Source organism: Agrobacterium tumefaciens (assembly GCA_025560025.1).
GTDB lineage: Bacteria > Pseudomonadota > Alphaproteobacteria > Rhizobiales > Rhizobiaceae > Agrobacterium.
In genome coordinates this window covers 385,566-401,959 of record CP048485.1, presented here as the reverse complement: position 1 = coordinate 401,959, position 16,394 = coordinate 385,566, and the positions used below count along the sequence as shown (strand labels likewise).

The window sequence follows — 16,394 nt, the reverse complement described above, 5'->3', positions numbered from 1 at the left end:
GTGGCGGCGCAACGGAGTTTTAACGCTCCCTAAACTATGTTGGCTGATCGACAGCAACGAGGGCGTTCCTGGTGGAGAAGGCGACACGCATACGTTATTTCGATGCGGGCAAACATTCGGTCACACCGATACGTTCCAATACCGCGCATTCTGACTTCCTGCGCACCGGACGCATCACCCGTTACGAAGAGCGCTGGCTGCCGCGGGAGCGCGTCTATTACAGCCACGACGAAGTGGCCGCGATAACCGGGCGCAAGCTCGAAGCTGCCGCCGACGCCACCCATAGCCGTCTCAATGGCTTTCACCACTCCATCCGCTTTCCCAAGATGGTTTTCCACCATCTGCTGGATGAGCGGCCGCATCTCGGCTATTGCCATGTCACGGCGGCCAAGACCAGTTTCGACGCGCGCCGCCATGTTTTCTGGTCCTTCTATTTCGCCAATTTCTTCGCCGAGCTGAGCGGTGTTGAAAACTTCTTCGAAAACATCGATGCACGCTATTCGCGGATGTATTTCGCAGTCGCCATAAACGCGCTCCCTGATCAGGGCATCGCGGTCGATACGTCCTTTCATCGCAGCGGCCTTCTGTTCCAGACCCATGATCCGCGTGTGGCCCTGAAGAACGTGCTGATGCTCGGCGCGCGCTCGGACGAGATGCGCAAGATCATCAAGGCAATATAAAAGCAGCGATAACGCTTCCCATAAAGGCTTGAAATACGCTATTGACCGCCCTGAAAGGCAGCATCATGGCGCGTCACATCAACATCGAAACCGAGCGGGAAACCGCCTTGCAGGCAGCCGTTACCGAGCTTGCAAACGGCCAGCCCATCGCCCTGCCGACGGAAACCGTCTATGGCCTTGCTGCCGACGCCACCGATCCGGCCGCCATCACGCGTATTTACGAGACGAAAGGCCGGCCGCAGTTCAATCCGTTGATCTGCCACATGGCCGATATCGCCATGGCCGAACGTTACGCGGTTTTTGACCCTGTCTCGCTGAAACTCGCCGAAGCTTTCTGGCCCGGACCGCTGACGCTGGTTTTGCCGCTGAAACCGGCAAGCGGCATTCATTCGCTGGCGACGGCCGGGCTCGACACGGTCGGCATTCGTGTACCGCAGGGTTTTGCCGGTGACTTGATCCGACGGTTTGACCGGCCGCTGGCCGCGCCCAGCGCCAATAGTTCCGGCAAGATCAGCCCGACGAGTGCGGCCCATGTCGAGGCCGATCTCGGCCAAAAGATCAATCTTATTCTCGATGGCGGCGCGGCCTCCGTCGGCGTCGAATCCACCATCGTCAAGGTGGAAGAGGATGGCCGGGTGCGGCTGCTCCGTCCCGGCGGCATTGTCACCGAGGACATAGAACGCATTGCCGGCAAACGGCTCGAACGGCCGAAAAAAGCCTCTGCCGCCATTGAGGCGCCCGGAATGCTCGCCTCGCATTATGCGCCGGGCGCTGCCGTGCGCCTCGGTGCAACATCGGTTTCCCCCGGCGAAGCGCTGATCCGGTTCGGCGGCATCGCCATTGCCGGTGAAGAGGCGGCGCGCACCGTGCTCGATCTCAGCCCTTCCGGCGATCTTTCCGAGGCCGCAGCCAATCTGTTCGATTATCTCAAAGCAGCCGATGCAAGCGGTGCGGCTACCATCGCCATCACCGCCATTCCCACCCATGGTCTTGGAGAGGCGATCAACGACCGCCTTTCCCGCGCCGCCGCGCCGCGAGGCTGACGGCACCCAATCCTTTCGCCCATGTTTCAAAAGATAGCGAGACGCCGCCCATGACGACCACCGCCATCCCCTCCTCCGACATCCTTGACCGCTTTTCCGCCATTGTCGGCGAAAAGAACGCGGTCCGCGACCCGGCGGAAATGGCGCCGCGCCTTGTGGAAAATCGCGGGCTTTATCGCGGCGCCTCGCCGTTGCTCATCAAGCCCGGTTCGGTCGAAGAGGTTGCGGCCATCCTGAAGCTTGCGAGCGAAACCGGAACCCCCATCGTGCCGCAGACCGGCAATACCGGCCTTGTGGGCGGCCAGACACCGCGTGCGGACGGCACCGATATCATCCTGTCGCTCGAGCGCATGAACCGCATCCGCGATATCGATCCCGTCGCCAATATCATCGTGACGGATGCCGGCTGCATTCTTGATGATATTCACAAGGCCGCCGATACGGTGGAGCGCATGTTCCCGCTGTCGCTCGGCTCGCAGGGGTCGTGCCGCATCGGCGGCAATCTCGCCACCAATGCCGGCGGCACGGCGGTTCTCGCCTATGGCAATATGCGCCAGCTTTGCCTGGGGCTCGAAGTGGTGCTGCCAACAGGCGAAATCTGGAACGGGCTGCGGCGGCTGAAGAAAGACAATACGGGTTACGATCTGCGCGATCTGTTTATCGGTTCAGAAGGCACGCTCGGCATCATCACTGGTGCGGTTCTGAAGCTTTTCCCGAAACCGCTCGGCCATCAGGTGGCCTTTGCGGGACTTGGCTCCACTGAGGACGCGCTGAAACTGTTCGAAATGGCCTCGAACCTCTGCGGCACGGCGCTGACCGGCTTCGAACTGATGCCGCGTATCGGCGTGGAATTCACCACCAAACACATTCCCGGCGTGCGCGATCCTCTCGAAAATCCGCATGACTGGTACGCACTCATCGATATTTCCACCTCCGATTCAGCGGAGACGGCGGATACCATGATGCAATCGCTGCTGGAGCGCGGTTTTGAAGCCGGGCTGGTTCAGGATGCAGTGATCGCCGCGTCCGAGGCGCAACGGCAGGCGCTGTGGCACATGCGCGAAAGCATGTCGGACGCGCAGAAACCCGAGGGCGGTTCGATCAAGCACGATGTTTCCGTTCCGGTTTCAAACATACCGGAATTCATGGCGACGGCGGAAAAGGCGGTTCTCGCCGCCATTCCAGGTGCCCGCATCTGCGCCTTCGGCCATCTCGGCGACGGCAACATCCATTATAATATTTCCCAGCCGGTCGGTGCCGACAAAGCCGAATTCATTGGCCGCTGGCGGGATATGAACGAGATCGTCCACGGCATCGTGTTATCGCTCGGCGGCTCGATTTCGGCCGAGCACGGCATTGGCCAGTTGAAGCGCGATGAACTCGCCGCCATCCGGCCCGGCATCGAAATGGAACTGATGCGGCGCATCAAGCACGCTTTCGACCCCGCCGGCATCATGAACCCCGGCAAGGTGCTTTCGGCCGGCCAAGCCCATTGAGGGCCTGATAGAATACGGGCGGTTATGACCGCCCGTTTCTTCCAGGAAGGGGCCAGCTCAGACTAGCGGGCACATTCAATCAATTTTTCAACGCCGCCCCAATTGTCGAAATGGGTTTTTCCCATCGCGGCAATCTCATTACGCCATTTTTTTGCGTCGACTGTCGGATGAGACGTCTTGCCGGGAAACACGACGGTAATGACCGGGATCGGATCCTTATTTCTCTTCTCATCGGCAATGCCTGATTTTGCTCTCAGAACGCCGCCCTTGTTCACCAGAGGATTATTGCCGATGTCCTGATGGAAGCGCACGGAGGCTTCGCCGAGCTTACCGCCGTCCCCGTAAACCCCGTAAGCGAAACGTTTGGTTGCCGGGCGATAAACGACGACTATGTCGCCGCCCTTCACACCATATTTCCTCACGAAGCTACCAGACAAAACAACATAGGGAATTTCATTGGCGTCGATCCAATGCCTTTGTGTTCCTGCCGGTCCATCTGGAACCGAAACGGACGTCTCCGTAATAAACGCCTTTCCCGGCAGGGGATCGCCAGCCTTTTGAACTATCGGCCTGTTATTCTCGTCTTTGGAAAAACCAAATATTCTGACCTTCGAATAATCACCGGTCGCAACGGCTTTCTTCCAGGCATCACGGCATTTTTTCTCCCATCCATGCCGGTCGGTTTCAGGTGTTGATCCTACCGCAGTGACGCCGTCGCAGGTGTAGGATAGTCCCTCGCCGTTAACCAGATAGGAGTTCGGCGCTCCATCCGCATCGACCTTGAGTTCTGTCGTGGTGAAAACGACACCACCCGTTCCACATCGGGCCTGAGACAAAGCCGCTGTAGGGAATGCCAATATTGTAACAATGCAAAAGGCAGCGTGGATTTTGGAAGAATTTGACTTAAAGAATCCGCAGGACATGCAACCCTCCCCTAAAAGACATTTATAGGTTGCATTTATTCCCGTAAAAGTCGAGCCGATATTCTTTCTTCGCGATGCAGTTCAGCGGCTTGCTGACACCACAGTCGCGTCCGGTCTTTCGGTTGATTGTGTCAGGCGTGGCAGTTTAGCCCGCAGGTCGCGCCGTCCAGGCTGGAACCAGCTCCGCATTCAGGCGACGCGACTTTTGCGCCTGGATGAACTGTGTCAGGTCCATGCCGGGTTTTGCGATCGCGACAGCATGTTTCTTCGGCATTAGGTAGCCATATTCCAATGGCGGTTGACGGCGGATGATTCGGCTGAAAAACGGACGCTTGTGATAACGGGACGGGGAAAACCGGGCAGGCTCCGCGCATACCGTCACATATTCCAGTATTTCCTCGATCCAGCCGCTCTGCGGGCGTGCGCCCGGCTCCACCAGCAGGATCCATTGTCCACGCGCGGACTGCATGACGTCCGCAATGTCCCATTGCACATAAAAACGGCAGCCAGCGGCATCGGCGACGCGCGACGATCCATCGCGCGAACCGTGATCGAGGATCACAACATCGCTTACAAGCCCTTCCACGGCCCCGGTTACGAGCGCAGACAGCGTGTGCGCCAGCTCCGGTTCCTGATCCCGGCATTCCATTATGACTGTCAACATATGCATAGCTCTAACGCATCGCACAATAAATTGCCACTCCGCTCGCCGCGAGAAAAATCCGGTATGGTTTATCGCGGCGACAATGGACAAGCGGCGCCAATTTTCATTTTTGTTCTTGTATTGTTCTCATTCCTGCGTTAGGAATTTAATCATTCGAGGAGGTGATGAAATCCTGCTCGGACGGAAACGGTTTAGGGCGTTGGGCGTGCCTTCAGGGGCGTGCCGCGACCTCGGAGCATCCAGATGAGAGACCATACTCTTTCGGGGCAGGCTGCCTTTCAGCCGCGCCATACGCCTGACATTGCCAATGCGCTGGCCGATGCATCGGGCCTGCGGATCGAGATAGACCGTCGTCGCGGCCGTGGTGCGGGACTTAATCCCGACGGGCGCTTCGAAGCCTTGCAGCGCGAGGTTTTCGACGATGGCTGGCAGACGCTGGAGGACATGCCGGAATTCCGTACCGAAGTGCAGGTGGAAAAGCCGCGCAGCATCATCACCCGCAATGAATCCCCCGATATCCCATTCGACCGTTCCATCAATCCCTATCGCGGCTGCGAACATGGCTGCATCTATTGTTTCGCCCGCCCCACGCACAGCTATATGGGGCTTTCGGCCGGGCTGGATTTCGAATCGAAGCTCTTCGCCAAGCCGGATGCAGCGAAACTCCTGGAACGGGAACTGGCGAAGCCGGGCTACAAGCCGCGGGTGATCGCCATTGGCACCAATACCGATCCCTATCAACCCATCGAGCGCGAGTGGCGCATCATGCGGCAAATACTGGAAGTGCTGGCCAAGGCCGAGCATCCCGTCGCCATCGTCACCAAATCGGCGCTGATCAAGCGGGATATCGACATTCTGGCACCCATGGCCAGAAAGGGGCTTGCCAAGGTCGGCATTTCCGTCACCACGCTGGACCGGAAGCTCTCACGCAACATGGAGCCGCGCGCCGCCACGCCGGAGAAGCGGCTCGAAGCCGTCAAGGCGCTGACCGAGGCGGGCATTCCCGTGGCTGTGATGATGGCGCCCGTCATTCCGGCACTTAACGATCATGAGATCGAGCGTATTCTCGAGGCCGGCAAGGCCGCTGGCGCCACCGAAGCGTCCTATGTGCTCTTGCGCCTGCCGCTGGAGGTGAGCCCGCTGTTCCGTGACTGGCTGCTGCGCAACTATCCGGACCGTTATCGCCATGTCATGTCGCTGGTGCGCTCCATGCGCGACGGCAAGGATTACGATGCGGAATTCGGAAAACGCATGAAGGGTGCCGGCCCCTATGCCTGGCAGATCGGCAGGCGTTTCGAGATGGCGACCAAACGGCTCGGCCTCATCCGCCGCGGCATTCATCTGCGTGACGATCTCTTCGTCCCGCCGGGCGGAGCCGGCGTGCAATTGTCGCTGCTTTGAAAGACCGTTGCTGAAAACAGACCCCGCCTGATCGAAGCACCACATGGAGCGTGTGACGATATCAGGCAGAACATGACAAGGAGCGGCGGCCTCTTTTTTGGCCGCCACACTCCCACGAAATGCCCTGCGGGTTTTCCCTGGCCCGCCGGACATCGCCCCCGGAACCGCCGCCTCGCGTGCGATCGTTTTTCCTCCGCCGCCCCGTTGGAGGATCAAAGGTCATGATGACCGTCGGGGCACGGTGAGCCACGCCCCTCGACCCCGGCTCACCGCGCCTGTCATCGCCCGCTCCGGGGGCTTGCAGGAGATCGGGTGTGTGTGCCAGTTTCGCCGCATGAAACGCACGGCCACACCCGATTCTCCTGCTCTTTTTGATCTTGCCGATACCGGCCCGGATTTTTCCTTCGAACTGGAGGCGAAAAAGAAGGGCCTGTGGCCCGTGGCGGGCACGGATGAGGCAGGCCGGGGACCTCTGGCCGGACCGGTGGTTGCGGCAGCTGTCATTCTCGATCCGGACAATATTCCCAAGGGGATGGACGATTCCAAGAAACTGACGAAGCAGAAGCGGGAAAGCCTGTTCGTGCAGATCATGGAAACCTCGATCGTATCCGTCGCCTCTTCCGGCCCCGGCCTGATCGACAGCATGAATATCCTGCGCGCCAGCCTCGACGCCATGCGCCGCGCCGTGCTTGGTCTCGAAATCTCCCCTGCCCTTGTGCTGGCCGACGGCCGCGACCGCCCGCCCGGTATTACCTGCGAAGCCAAAGCCGTCATCAAGGGCGATTCCCGCTCCCTCTCCATCGCCGCCGCCTCGATCATCGCCAAGGTGACCCGCGACCGGATGATGGAACGGGCCGGTGTGGTGCACACATCCTACGGCTTTGAAGGCCATGCCGGTTACGGCACACCGGCCCATCTTCGCGCCATCGAAAGCCACGGACCTTGCCCGTTGCACCGGATGAGCTTTCGGCCGCTGAAGCGGGATTGATCGTGGCGGCGAATGCAACTCGCGATTTTCGTTCGATCACCGCCTTCGCAATGCAAAATACATCGACACGGATAAAGCCTTGAAGCGGGTGCAAGTCAGGACGTGGCTTGTCTGCGACAGGGAACAGCCCCGTCTTTGCAGCATGACGCGCTGGCACCAGCCTCAGAACAGACGATCGGAAAATCGATCGATCTCCCACTTGGTGAGAAAATCAACCTGCCGCGGGATCCATCCGACAGAGTTGCTTCCCCATTCGTGGGTTCGGCTTGCGTGTTCACCCATAAGCCATAAGTGACGAACCGTCACAAACCTCAGCGCCGCTTCGAAGTCGTCAGGCGATATCGGCCGAATTGCCCGATACCCATCCACGAAGGCGTGCCAGACGGTAATATGTTCCCGGCCAAAGGAAATTTGAGCCCAGAGGAATACAGCGAGATCATAAGCGAGATATCCCGGGCCTCCATCATCAAAGTCGAAGAATACGGCTTCACCATCCTCATTGATACGCGAATTGAAACCGTGGCAATCTCCATGACAATATGTCCAGGTCAGATTACCGGCCGCCTCGATCGCCGTTGCTGCGCGCTTGGCGATGTCTTGAAGATCAACGAGAACCTTCGCATCATCCACAATTCCGCTGTCACGTATTCGTGCGAGAGGCCGATGCAACAAATGTTCGAGATCAAGCCGATATAGCGTTTCGCCAATGGAAAATGTCTCTGCCGCGTTGTGCACAAGAGCAAGGGTTTTTCCGTTAGCCCGGGCATCGCCAGCATCAGCGGCGCGCACTTCACGCCCACCAAGCGCGTTAAAAAGCACGCCCTCGCGCGCACCTTCCAGCGCCTGGCCTCGAACGAAGAAAGCGCCGTCACGTGTCGGAACTGGCCCGGCGACTGGAACTCCTGATGTCGAGAGATGGGACAGAAATGCAGTTTCGCTTTTGACGTCGGCTGCGCCGCGGGCACGACGGTGGGAAAGCCGAAACACATAACGCTCGTTGTCGTTCACGGTGACGAGATAAACGTCATTAAATCCACGCTGAAGCAACTTGCAGGAGACTGGTCGTTTTAGTTCGTAGTGCCGATTGATAAAATCTTCGATCGCTTCACTCTGTGGGGTAGAATACAGCGGATAAAAGTCGATCATTCGGCTATGTCCTGCGGAGCTTGATGAGGCTGTCTCAGCATCGCGACCAAGTCGCTTGCTCCATAGAATAGGGAAATCTGCTGCTGCGGCAATAATCGTTGCTGGTGGATGCGCCATCGAATATTTGGGGTCCAGAAAGCCAAACCCCAAGTTTGCCAATACCCGCCCCTTTTAACCTGCCCCCCGAGGCTGACCGTTTGTATGGGTGGCCCATTAAAAGAACAGCATTTCGACAGGCCTGTCGGCGCTGTATTTCTAACCGATTCCCAGGGCCCAAAATAAAAAACCCCTCACGGCTCGCGCCGGAGGGGTTTTGAAACAATCCGAGATAAATCTCAGTTCAGCTTCGACTTCACGTCGCCGATCGTGGCGGTGAAAAGCTTGGCCTTTGCGGCGGCTGTGGTCTTCTCGGCAATGAGCTTCTCGGAAGCGGCAATGGCGATATCCACAGCGGCGGCGCGGACGGCGCCGATGGCGTCTTCCTCGGCCTGCTTGATCTTCTGCTCCGAAAGAGCCGTGCGGCGGGCGACGAATTCTTCCGTCTTCTGCTTGGCTTCTTCCGTCAGGGCAGCGGCTTCGCGTTCAGCGGCGGCAACGATGCCGGCGGCTTCCGCTTCAGCTTCCTTACGCTTGCGCTGATATTCGGCCAGCAGGTGCTGGGCCTCTTCACGCAGGCGCTTGGCTTCGGCCAGCTCGTCCTGGATGTTCTGCGCACGCTCGTCCAGAGACCTGGAGAGCATGCCCGGAACCTTGAGATAGGCGATCAGGACGAAGAAAAGGACGAGACCGACGAGAGCGAAAAATGATGCATCAAATGCCATGTCAGGCTCCCTTCACGTTAGAAGCGGCAGCGATGGCGGCCTTGACGTCCGTGTCCTTGACCTTGGCGCCAACCAGCTGGTCGACGATAGCGGTCGCGGTTTCCTCGGCGATGGCGCCGACATCGGCGAAAGCCTGTTCCTTGATACCGGCAATGCGCTTTTCGGCGGCGGCGAGCTTTTCAGCAAGTCCGGCCTCGATGGCGGCGCGGTCGGCATCAGCCTTGGCCTTGGCGGCGTCACGTGCCGCGGAGCCGATCGAGCTTGCCTTGGCGCGGGCTGCCGCGAGTTCTTTTTCATAGGTTTCGACGGCTGCGTCGGCTTCGGTTTTCAGCCGTGCCGCTTCGTCGAGATCCTGTGCAATGCGTCCGTGACGGTTTTCGAGAATGCCGCCGACGCGCGGAACGATGACCTTCTGCATGAGCAGGTAGAAAAGGCCGAACGTGATCGCCAGCCACAGGACCTGCGATGCATAAGTAGACTGGTCGAACGGCGGGAAAACGCCGGAAGCACCGTGTTCAGCGCCGTGCGCTACACCGGTTTCCGTGTGCGTGGCTTCCGGTTGCGGCTGGCCGACAGCCGGAGTTTCCGTATGCGTTTCACCTACGGTCGGTGCTGACTGGGCATAAGCCTCGGTCACGAACATGCTCACCTCCAGGGGGACTGCAAATGCGAAGGATCACGGCACGCCATTTGCGGGCCGTGATCCAGACCTGATGCCGTTATCAGACAGCGAACAGGAGAAGGAGAGCAACGAGCAGCGAGAAGATGCCCAGAGCTTCCGTAACGGCGAAGCCGAATACCAGACGGCCGAACTGGCTGTCGGCAGCAGAGGGGTTGCGCAGTGCGCCGGACAGGTAATCACCGAAGATACGGCCGAGTGCGAGGGACGTACCAGCCATGCCGAGGCATGCGAGACCTGCGCCGATGTACTTTGCTGCTTCCGCTTCCATGTGAGACTCCTTGAGATATTGGTTGTTGCGGCTGTTTTTGACACCCGTTTCCGGGGTCAGCGACTATACTTCTCAGTGACCACCATGCACGGCGTCGTTCAGGTACATGCAAGTCAGTACCGCGAAGACATAAGCCTGCAGGAAGGCAACGAGAAATTCGAGAGCGGTCATGGCGACCGTCATGATGAGAGGCAGCACGGCGCCGCCGACACCGAGCGCGCCGAGCGCGCTCATGGAGGCGACGAAGCCTGCGAAAACCTTGAGCGTGATGTGGCCGGCCAGCATGTTCGCGAAGAGACGAACGGAAAGGCTGATCGGACGCGACAGGAACGAGATCATTTCAATTGACGCGACAAGCGGCAAAAGCGCCTTGGGAACGCCCGAGGGGGCGAAGATGCCGAAGAAATGCAGGCCGTGCTTGTAGAAACCGTAAACGACGACCGTACCGATAACGAGGCAGGCGAGCGCGAAGGTGACGATGATCTGGCTGGTGACCGTGAAGAAATACGGGAACATGCCGAGAAGGTTCGCCGTCAGCACGAACATGAACAGCGAAAAGACGAAGGGGAAGAAGACCATGCCCTTCTTGCCCGCGCCTTCGCGCAGCATGGAGGCAATGAATTCATAGGACATTTCAGCAACGGACTGCATGCGGGTCGGGATCAGACCGCGGTTCGACGTTGCGAAATAAAGGAAACCCGACGCTGCAGCCACGGTCGCAACCATGAAAAGCGACGCATTGGTGAAGGAAAAATCGACGCCGCCAATTTCGATCGGAATGATCGGCTGCACCAAGAACTGATGGGTCGGATCGTTTGCCACCGGCTGCCCTCTTTACCTGTCGCCGCGACTGCGCGGCATCTCAACTGCAAGAAAAAACAGCTTAAACGCCGCCTTTTCCACCCTCGTCTCGTCTGTCCGCCTTTTCCAGCAGCGGCGGCTTGGCCACCGCGCCAGTCGAGCGCAACACATTCAATACGCCTGCGCAGAAACCGAGAAGAAGAAGAACGATCATCCCCCACGGCGTCGTGCCGGCAAAATAGTCCAGAAGATAACCCAGCATAGCGCCGACCACGATGGCCGAAATGAACTCCGATGAGAGCTTCACCGCCATCGCAAAACCCTTCCGGGTTTCCGCAGCGTTGGTCTCCGCCCTCACTTCCGCCTCATCCTCCGCCTTCACCTTTGCCAGTTCTTCGGCAAGGCGCTTGCGGCGCTCGTCCAGACTATCGTCACGGTTGCCAGTCATCTTAAAATCCCACCCATTTTCTCCGTTCCAGCCATGCCAGAACCCTTTGGAGTTGTAAACGGTGACGGATTAAGCCTGTTCCAGCCCGCTCTGAAGTCGCGCGCAACATAGTTTTAGGGGCTTCTCTAGTCAAGGCACTGGAGCCGCTTGTTGCAGCACAAATTAATCATTGAAAAACAATGACTTGATGCCAAATCGTCGTTTGGCGGCGATGTTTCGCGAGGGAATCGGCATTTTTGACACGCAAAATGCGACAAATTGGCGGTAGTATCAGCTCCAGCCGCCACCATAGGTACGGTAAAACACGTGCAGGCCTATCCTGCCGACTTTCTTCATCGACTTACCCCAGGCGGGACGGACATAAACGGCATGATAATGGGTGGCGGAACCCACCTCGTTCAGCCAGATCTTGCCGGCAGTCGTCGCCATGGCCACTTCGCGCGCCATTTTCCAATGGCGTTCGGAATTCACGCGGTCCTTGATATTGTCGCAGGCGAAGGAAAACTGGCAGCGGTTGCGCCAGTCCTTGTTCTGATAGACCACGCCGCAGATGGTTTTCGGATAGGCGGGGTTACGCACGCGGTTGAGGATGACCTGCGCCACCGCTGCCTGTCCCTTGACCGATTCTCCGCGCGCCTCGAAATAGATGCCGGATGCCAGGCATTGCTGCTCGGCAGCGGAAAACACCTCGGCCGGCAGGGGGGTCGCCGCCCAGGCATGGTCTTCCGGGCTGATCTGCGGCACGAAACGTCCGGCCTCCGGCTTCTTAAGAATGGCGTCAAAAGGCGACTCGCGGGCAAAATCCGGTGCGGCCGGCGCATAGGCCGTGGCGAGAATGTCCGGGGTACGGTTGGTGACGAGTTCGGCGAGCATCGGCGAAACGCTCTTATCCACCTTCTTTTCGTCTCGGCGGAAATAGAAGGAAGCGAGTTCGACATCCTTGCCGCGTTTCGGATTGACGAAAGCCGTGCGATCCTTGCGCTTCAGCGGCTCTATATCCAGCATGCTGGTGCGCTGCAGAACGGAACCGGCGGTGAAGGCCTTCGGCGGCTGCATGATTTCGGTTGCAACGATACGGCCTTTCTTGGCGGCGCGGTTGACACGCTCGCTGTCCGGCGTCGTGGCCTCACCCTTCTTGTTGGTGACGAAGGCGACCTTGCTGCCGTTCGGCAGGGTCATGCCGCTGCCATGCAGCGCCGCCTCGCCTGCCGCATCATTAAAAGTGAGCGAGGCATTGTGCACCGAACCCGCCGGAGAGGCGGTCAGCACCATGCGCCATTGCTCGCCACCATTGTCCAGCCCGGCCAGCAGCGAGGCCAGATCGGCACGTGCAGCGAGGGAGGGAAAGACGAGCCAGGCGGCAAGGCCGAAGACGACCGGTGAGGCCCATCTGGACGTCCATGCCTGAAGGGACGCGGAGGACCGACGACGCATTACACTTTTCGAACGCAAAACCAGCACTCCGAACACCGACAACCATATTTGCTACAGGTGTTCGAGAATCTCTTATTAACCTTGATGCTTGGTTAACGGCGCGCGCGGACGCGGCTTCACGTTAATGTGTAACCATCTTCTAATGCGCGTGGCGCTTCATCGAATTCCAGCTCTGCGCACCGGCGACTCCATTCCGTCATTCCGGCCTTGAGCCGGAATCCAGCCGACGCGCGTCTGCGCGGCGACAAGGACTCCTTTCAGCCCAAGGACTTGGGCTGGCTGGATTCCGGCTCAAGGCCGGAATGACGGAGATGCAAGCGTCGCAAACCCCGGCTCACTTTTGGGAGACATTCCCCACTTCATCACACGACGACGTGAGACCCCAGTTCCACCACGCGGTTGGCCGGAAGGCGGAAATAGTCCGAAGGGTCGGCCGCCGTTTCGGCAAGCGCGATGAACAGGCGGTTCTGCCAGCCCGGCATGCCCGATTTCGGATCCGGCACCAGCTTGCGGCGGCCGAGATAGAAGGAGGTGGACATGATGTCGAACTTGTAGCCGGTGCGCCTCAGATAACCCAGCGCCTGGGTGACGTTCTGGGTTTCCATGAAACCGAAATGCAATTCCACCACCGCGAAACGATCACTGAGTTTCGTCAGCGTGTACCTGTTCTCCGGTCGAACGCGGGGCTGGTCTTCAGTGCGGATCGTCAGGATGACGTTCTTGTCGTGAAGGACGTGGTTATGCTTGAGATTGTGCAGCAATGCCGCTGGCGCAGCTTCCGGATCGCCGGTCAGGAAAATCGCGGTGCCGGGCACACGCACCGGCGCATGGGCGCTTTCCTTTTCCACCGAGGCGACGAAAGCCTTCAGCGGCACGTCGCTGCGACGGGTCTTGGCAAAGAGGATTTTCGAACCGCGCTGCCAGGTGGTCATGATGATGGTGAAGGCGATCGCCAGCATGACCGGCACGTAACCGCCATCGTGAATCTTGAGCAGGTTGGCGCCAAGGAACACCAGTTCCAGCAGTAGCAGCGGTGCCAGCACGGCAAGGGCCAGCCAGACCGACCATTGCCAGCGCTTGCGCACGAATTCGAAGAACATCAGGCTGGTGACGACCATCGCGCCGGTGACGGAAATACCATAGGCGGTGGCCAGCGCATCGGAACTCTTGAAGGTGAGCACCAGCGCGACGACGCCGAACAGCAGGATGGTGTTGACGGCGGGAAGGTAGATCTGTCCCGTATTGGTTTCCGAGGTGAAGAGGATTTCCATACGCGGCAGGTAACCGAGGTGGATGGCCTGGCGCACCAGCGAAAACGCGCCTGTGATGACCGCCTGGCTGGCGATGATGGTGGCGGCGGTCGCCAGAATGACGGCCGGCAGGATCGCCCATTGCGGGAACATCAGATAAAACGGATTGGACATCGCCGCCGGGTCTTTGAGCACCAGCGCGCCCTGCCCGAGATAATTCAGCGTCAAAGCCGGGAACACCAGACAGAACCATGCCCACTGGATGGGACGGCGGCCGAAATGGCCAAGATCGGCATAAAGCGCTTCAGCACCCGTGATCGTCAGGAAAACCGCGCCAAGCACGACGATGCCGTAAAAACCTTCATTGGCCAGAAATTCAACGGCGTGCCATGGGTTGAAGGCAAAGAGAATGCTGAAATCGTCGGCGATATGGAAAAGGCCCGCCAGCCCCATGACGATGAACCATAGGGCGGTGATCGGCCCGAAGAATTTCGCCACCGTTCCCGTTCCATGCGACTGGATGGCAAAGAGGCCTATCAGGATACCGACGGAAATCGGAATGATGAAGGCGTCCAGTTCCGGCGTAACGAGCTTCAGACCTTCCACCGCGGACAGCACGGAAAGTGCCGGTGTGATCATGGCGTCGCCCAGGAACAGCGCCGCGCCGATGAGGCCGAGCACGATGAGAACGCTGCGGTGGGTGCCCGCCGTCTTCATCAACAACGCCAGAAGCGACAGCGTGCCGCCCTCGCCGTCATTGTCGGCGCGCAAAAGCAGGGTGATGTATTTAAATGTCACGATGATCGTCAAAGACCAGATCATCAGGGAGATGAGGCCGATAACCTCATTTTCGGTGACACCGTCATAGGCGATCGGTCGCAGCGCTTCGCGGAAGGCGTAAAGCGGGCTGGTGCCGATATCGCCATAAACGACACCGATGGAACCAAGGATCGCGGCATATAGCCCCTTGTTCTGATGCTTGTCGTCCGCATCCGGTTTCTCTGTGACGTCCTTGTCGACGATTTGGGACATGATGATCCTGGCTCCTTAGAGCCAGCCCTTCCAACGAAAAAAGAGAAACGGAATGATGGCGGACATCAGCATGATGACGAGCGCGAGCGGATAACCAAATGTCCAGTTCAACTCCGGCATGAGCTGAAAGTTCATTCCGTAAACCGAGGCCACCAGGGTCGGCGGTAAAAACACCACCGAGGCAATCGAAAAAATCTTGATGATGCCGTTCTGCTCGATGTTGATAATACCAAGAGAAGCGTCGAGCAGGAACGTCAGATTGCCGGAAACGAAGGAAGCATGTTCGTTCAGCGACTGAATATCGCGCCCGATCGACTTGCCCTGCTCTCTCGCACCCTTGTCCTCGCGAACCTGATCGCTGGTGGACAGAAAGGTCTGGAGGCGCGCCAGCGATGCGAGGCTCACGCGGACCTTCGAGATCAGCCGGTGATAGGCGGCGATGTTGGTCAGACGATCTTCGAGATAACGCGGCGCCTTGCGTTTGGAGCGAGCCTGACTGCCGAGAATGTCGGCGGCGAGATTATCGATGCCGGTGACCGAATTTTCGAGAATCTCCGCCGTGCGGTCAACGATGGTTTCCAGCAACTTCAGAAGCAGCGCCGTGCCGCTGCGCATCTCGTGCGGCACGCGGGTGATGGCGGCGATGAAGAGATGGAAGGATTTCGGCTCGGCATAACGGATTGTTACGAGGCGTTTGCCGGCAAGAATGAAAGCGACGTCCGTGAGGCGCGGATCGTCCGAATCCGCCTTCCACACCAGAGACCCGGTCATGAAGACATTGCCGTCTTCCATGTAAAGACGGCTGGAGGGCTCGATATCCTTCAAATCTTCACGGGTGGGCAGATCAAGCCCCAGCAGCTTTTCCACATGATGCTCTTCGGCCCTGTCCGGATTGACGAGATCGATCCAGACGATGTCGTCGGGAATCTGTTCGGAGCCGTCGTCTGGCGACAGGCTGATCGCCTCGCAATTGGCGCGATAGGCTTTTATCAATCCGTTTCTCCGCTCCACATCGCAGGCTTCAGCCGCAATGCTGCTTAACATATCCTGTTCAAGGTCGGCAAACCTTTGGACGACACTTCAGGGAACGCTGGAACGGGCGGGATTTTCACATCTCGCCAGCCCGACGGACCAAGAGCCAAACGGCGCAGGCGTATGCTCCCAAAGCGAGAAGCAATCAAGCAATATTTTTTCGCGACAGCCTTGCAGGCAAAGCATCTCTGGAGAAAAACCACAGAGAGCTTTCCCTATAAAGCCGATTAATCTTTTGTATTTAAAACATATTCTTTCCGTCCCGCCACCGGGCCGGCTCGTTGC

General features: G+C 58.7%; 16 protein-coding genes. 5 read left to right on the top strand and 11 right to left on the bottom strand.

All coding sequences use genetic code 11. The features are described 5' to 3' along the window. Positions 1-71: 71 nt before the first annotated feature. The 3 genes from FY152_01925 (at position 72) to FY152_01915 (ending at position 3,219) form a co-directional block, all read left to right on the top strand. Positions 72-680, top strand: a complete 609-nt coding sequence (locus FY152_01925) for a hypothetical protein (protein UXS30905.1) — start codon at positions 72-74, stop codon at positions 678-680. A gap of 65 nt (positions 681-745) precedes the next feature. Then, complete coding sequence (locus FY152_01920; protein ID UXS33183.1) at positions 746-1,723, top strand: threonylcarbamoyl-AMP synthase; 978 nt, start codon at positions 746-748, stop codon at positions 1,721-1,723. Positions 1,724-1,773: 50 nt separating this feature from the next. Further along, positions 1,774-3,219: an FAD-binding oxidoreductase gene (locus FY152_01915; GenBank protein UXS30904.1), complete on the top strand. Its 1,446-nt coding sequence runs from the start codon at positions 1,774-1,776 to the stop codon at positions 3,217-3,219. Between the two features lie 62 nt (positions 3,220-3,281). On the opposite strand, the gene FY152_01910 is transcribed toward FY152_01915, so the two are convergent. Beyond that, on the bottom strand, positions 3,282-4,142 hold the full coding sequence (locus tag FY152_01910; protein ID UXS30903.1) for a hypothetical protein: 861 nt from the start codon (positions 4,140-4,142) through the stop codon (positions 3,282-3,284). Positions 4,143-4,287: 145 nt separating this feature from the next. Continuing rightward, positions 4,288-4,806 (bottom strand): glycosyl transferase, encoded by a 519-nt coding sequence (locus FY152_01905; GenBank protein ID UXS30902.1) that lies wholly within the window; start codon positions 4,804-4,806, stop codon positions 4,288-4,290. 243 nt (positions 4,807-5,049) lie between these two features. Between FY152_01905 and FY152_01900 the strand changes: the two genes are divergently transcribed. Together FY152_01900 and FY152_01895 are read left to right on the top strand one after the other, a co-directional pair. Then, on the top strand, positions 5,050-6,207 hold the full coding sequence (locus tag FY152_01900; GenBank protein UXS30901.1) for a PA0069 family radical SAM protein: 1,158 nt from the start codon (positions 5,050-5,052) through the stop codon (positions 6,205-6,207). Positions 6,208-6,541: 334 nt separating this feature from the next. Further along, complete coding sequence (locus FY152_01895) at positions 6,542-7,195, top strand: ribonuclease HII (GenBank protein UXS33182.1); 654 nt, start codon at positions 6,542-6,544, stop codon at positions 7,193-7,195. Between the two features lie 162 nt (positions 7,196-7,357). Here the strand turns inward: FY152_01895 and FY152_01890 are convergent, their stop codons facing one another. The 9 genes from FY152_01890 to FY152_01850 form a co-directional block, all read right to left on the bottom strand. Beyond that, on the bottom strand, positions 7,358-8,341 hold the full coding sequence (locus FY152_01890; GenBank protein UXS30900.1) for a phosphotransferase: 984 nt from the start codon (positions 8,339-8,341) through the stop codon (positions 7,358-7,360). Positions 8,342-8,676: 335 nt separating this feature from the next. Beyond that, the gene (locus FY152_01885) at positions 8,677-9,162 is read right to left on the bottom strand and encodes a F0F1 ATP synthase subunit B (protein ID UXS30899.1); all 486 of its coding nucleotides are present in this window, start codon (positions 9,160-9,162) and stop codon (positions 8,677-8,679) included. Position 9,163: 1 nt separating this feature from the next. Next, positions 9,164-9,805 (bottom strand): F0F1 ATP synthase subunit B, encoded by a 642-nt coding sequence (locus tag FY152_01880; protein ID UXS30898.1) that lies wholly within the window; start codon positions 9,803-9,805, stop codon positions 9,164-9,166. Positions 9,806-9,884: 79 nt separating this feature from the next. Further along, a complete protein-coding gene (locus FY152_01875; GenBank protein UXS30897.1) occupies positions 9,885-10,112 on the bottom strand; it encodes a F0F1 ATP synthase subunit C in 228 nt (75 codons plus the stop codon). A 72-nt stretch (positions 10,113-10,184) separates the two neighbouring features. Beyond that, positions 10,185-10,934, bottom strand: coding sequence for a F0F1 ATP synthase subunit A (locus FY152_01870; GenBank protein ID UXS30896.1), 750 nt, complete (start codon positions 10,932-10,934; stop codon positions 10,185-10,187). 61 nt (positions 10,935-10,995) lie between these two features. Further along, the gene (locus FY152_01865; protein UXS30895.1) at positions 10,996-11,361 is read right to left on the bottom strand and encodes a F0F1 ATP synthase assembly protein; all 366 of its coding nucleotides are present in this window, start codon (positions 11,359-11,361) and stop codon (positions 10,996-10,998) included. Between the two features lie 270 nt (positions 11,362-11,631). Then, positions 11,632-12,795, bottom strand: coding sequence for a cell wall hydrolase (locus FY152_01860; protein UXS30894.1), 1,164 nt, complete (start codon positions 12,793-12,795; stop codon positions 11,632-11,634). Between the two features lie 362 nt (positions 12,796-13,157). Continuing rightward, on the bottom strand, positions 13,158-15,077 hold the full coding sequence (locus FY152_01855; protein ID UXS30893.1) for a potassium transporter Kup: 1,920 nt from the start codon (positions 15,075-15,077) through the stop codon (positions 13,158-13,160). A gap of 15 nt (positions 15,078-15,092) precedes the next feature. Further along, a complete protein-coding gene (locus FY152_01850; protein UXS30892.1) occupies positions 15,093-16,070 on the bottom strand; it encodes a magnesium transporter CorA family protein in 978 nt (325 codons plus the stop codon). Positions 16,071-16,394 lie beyond the last annotated feature (324 nt).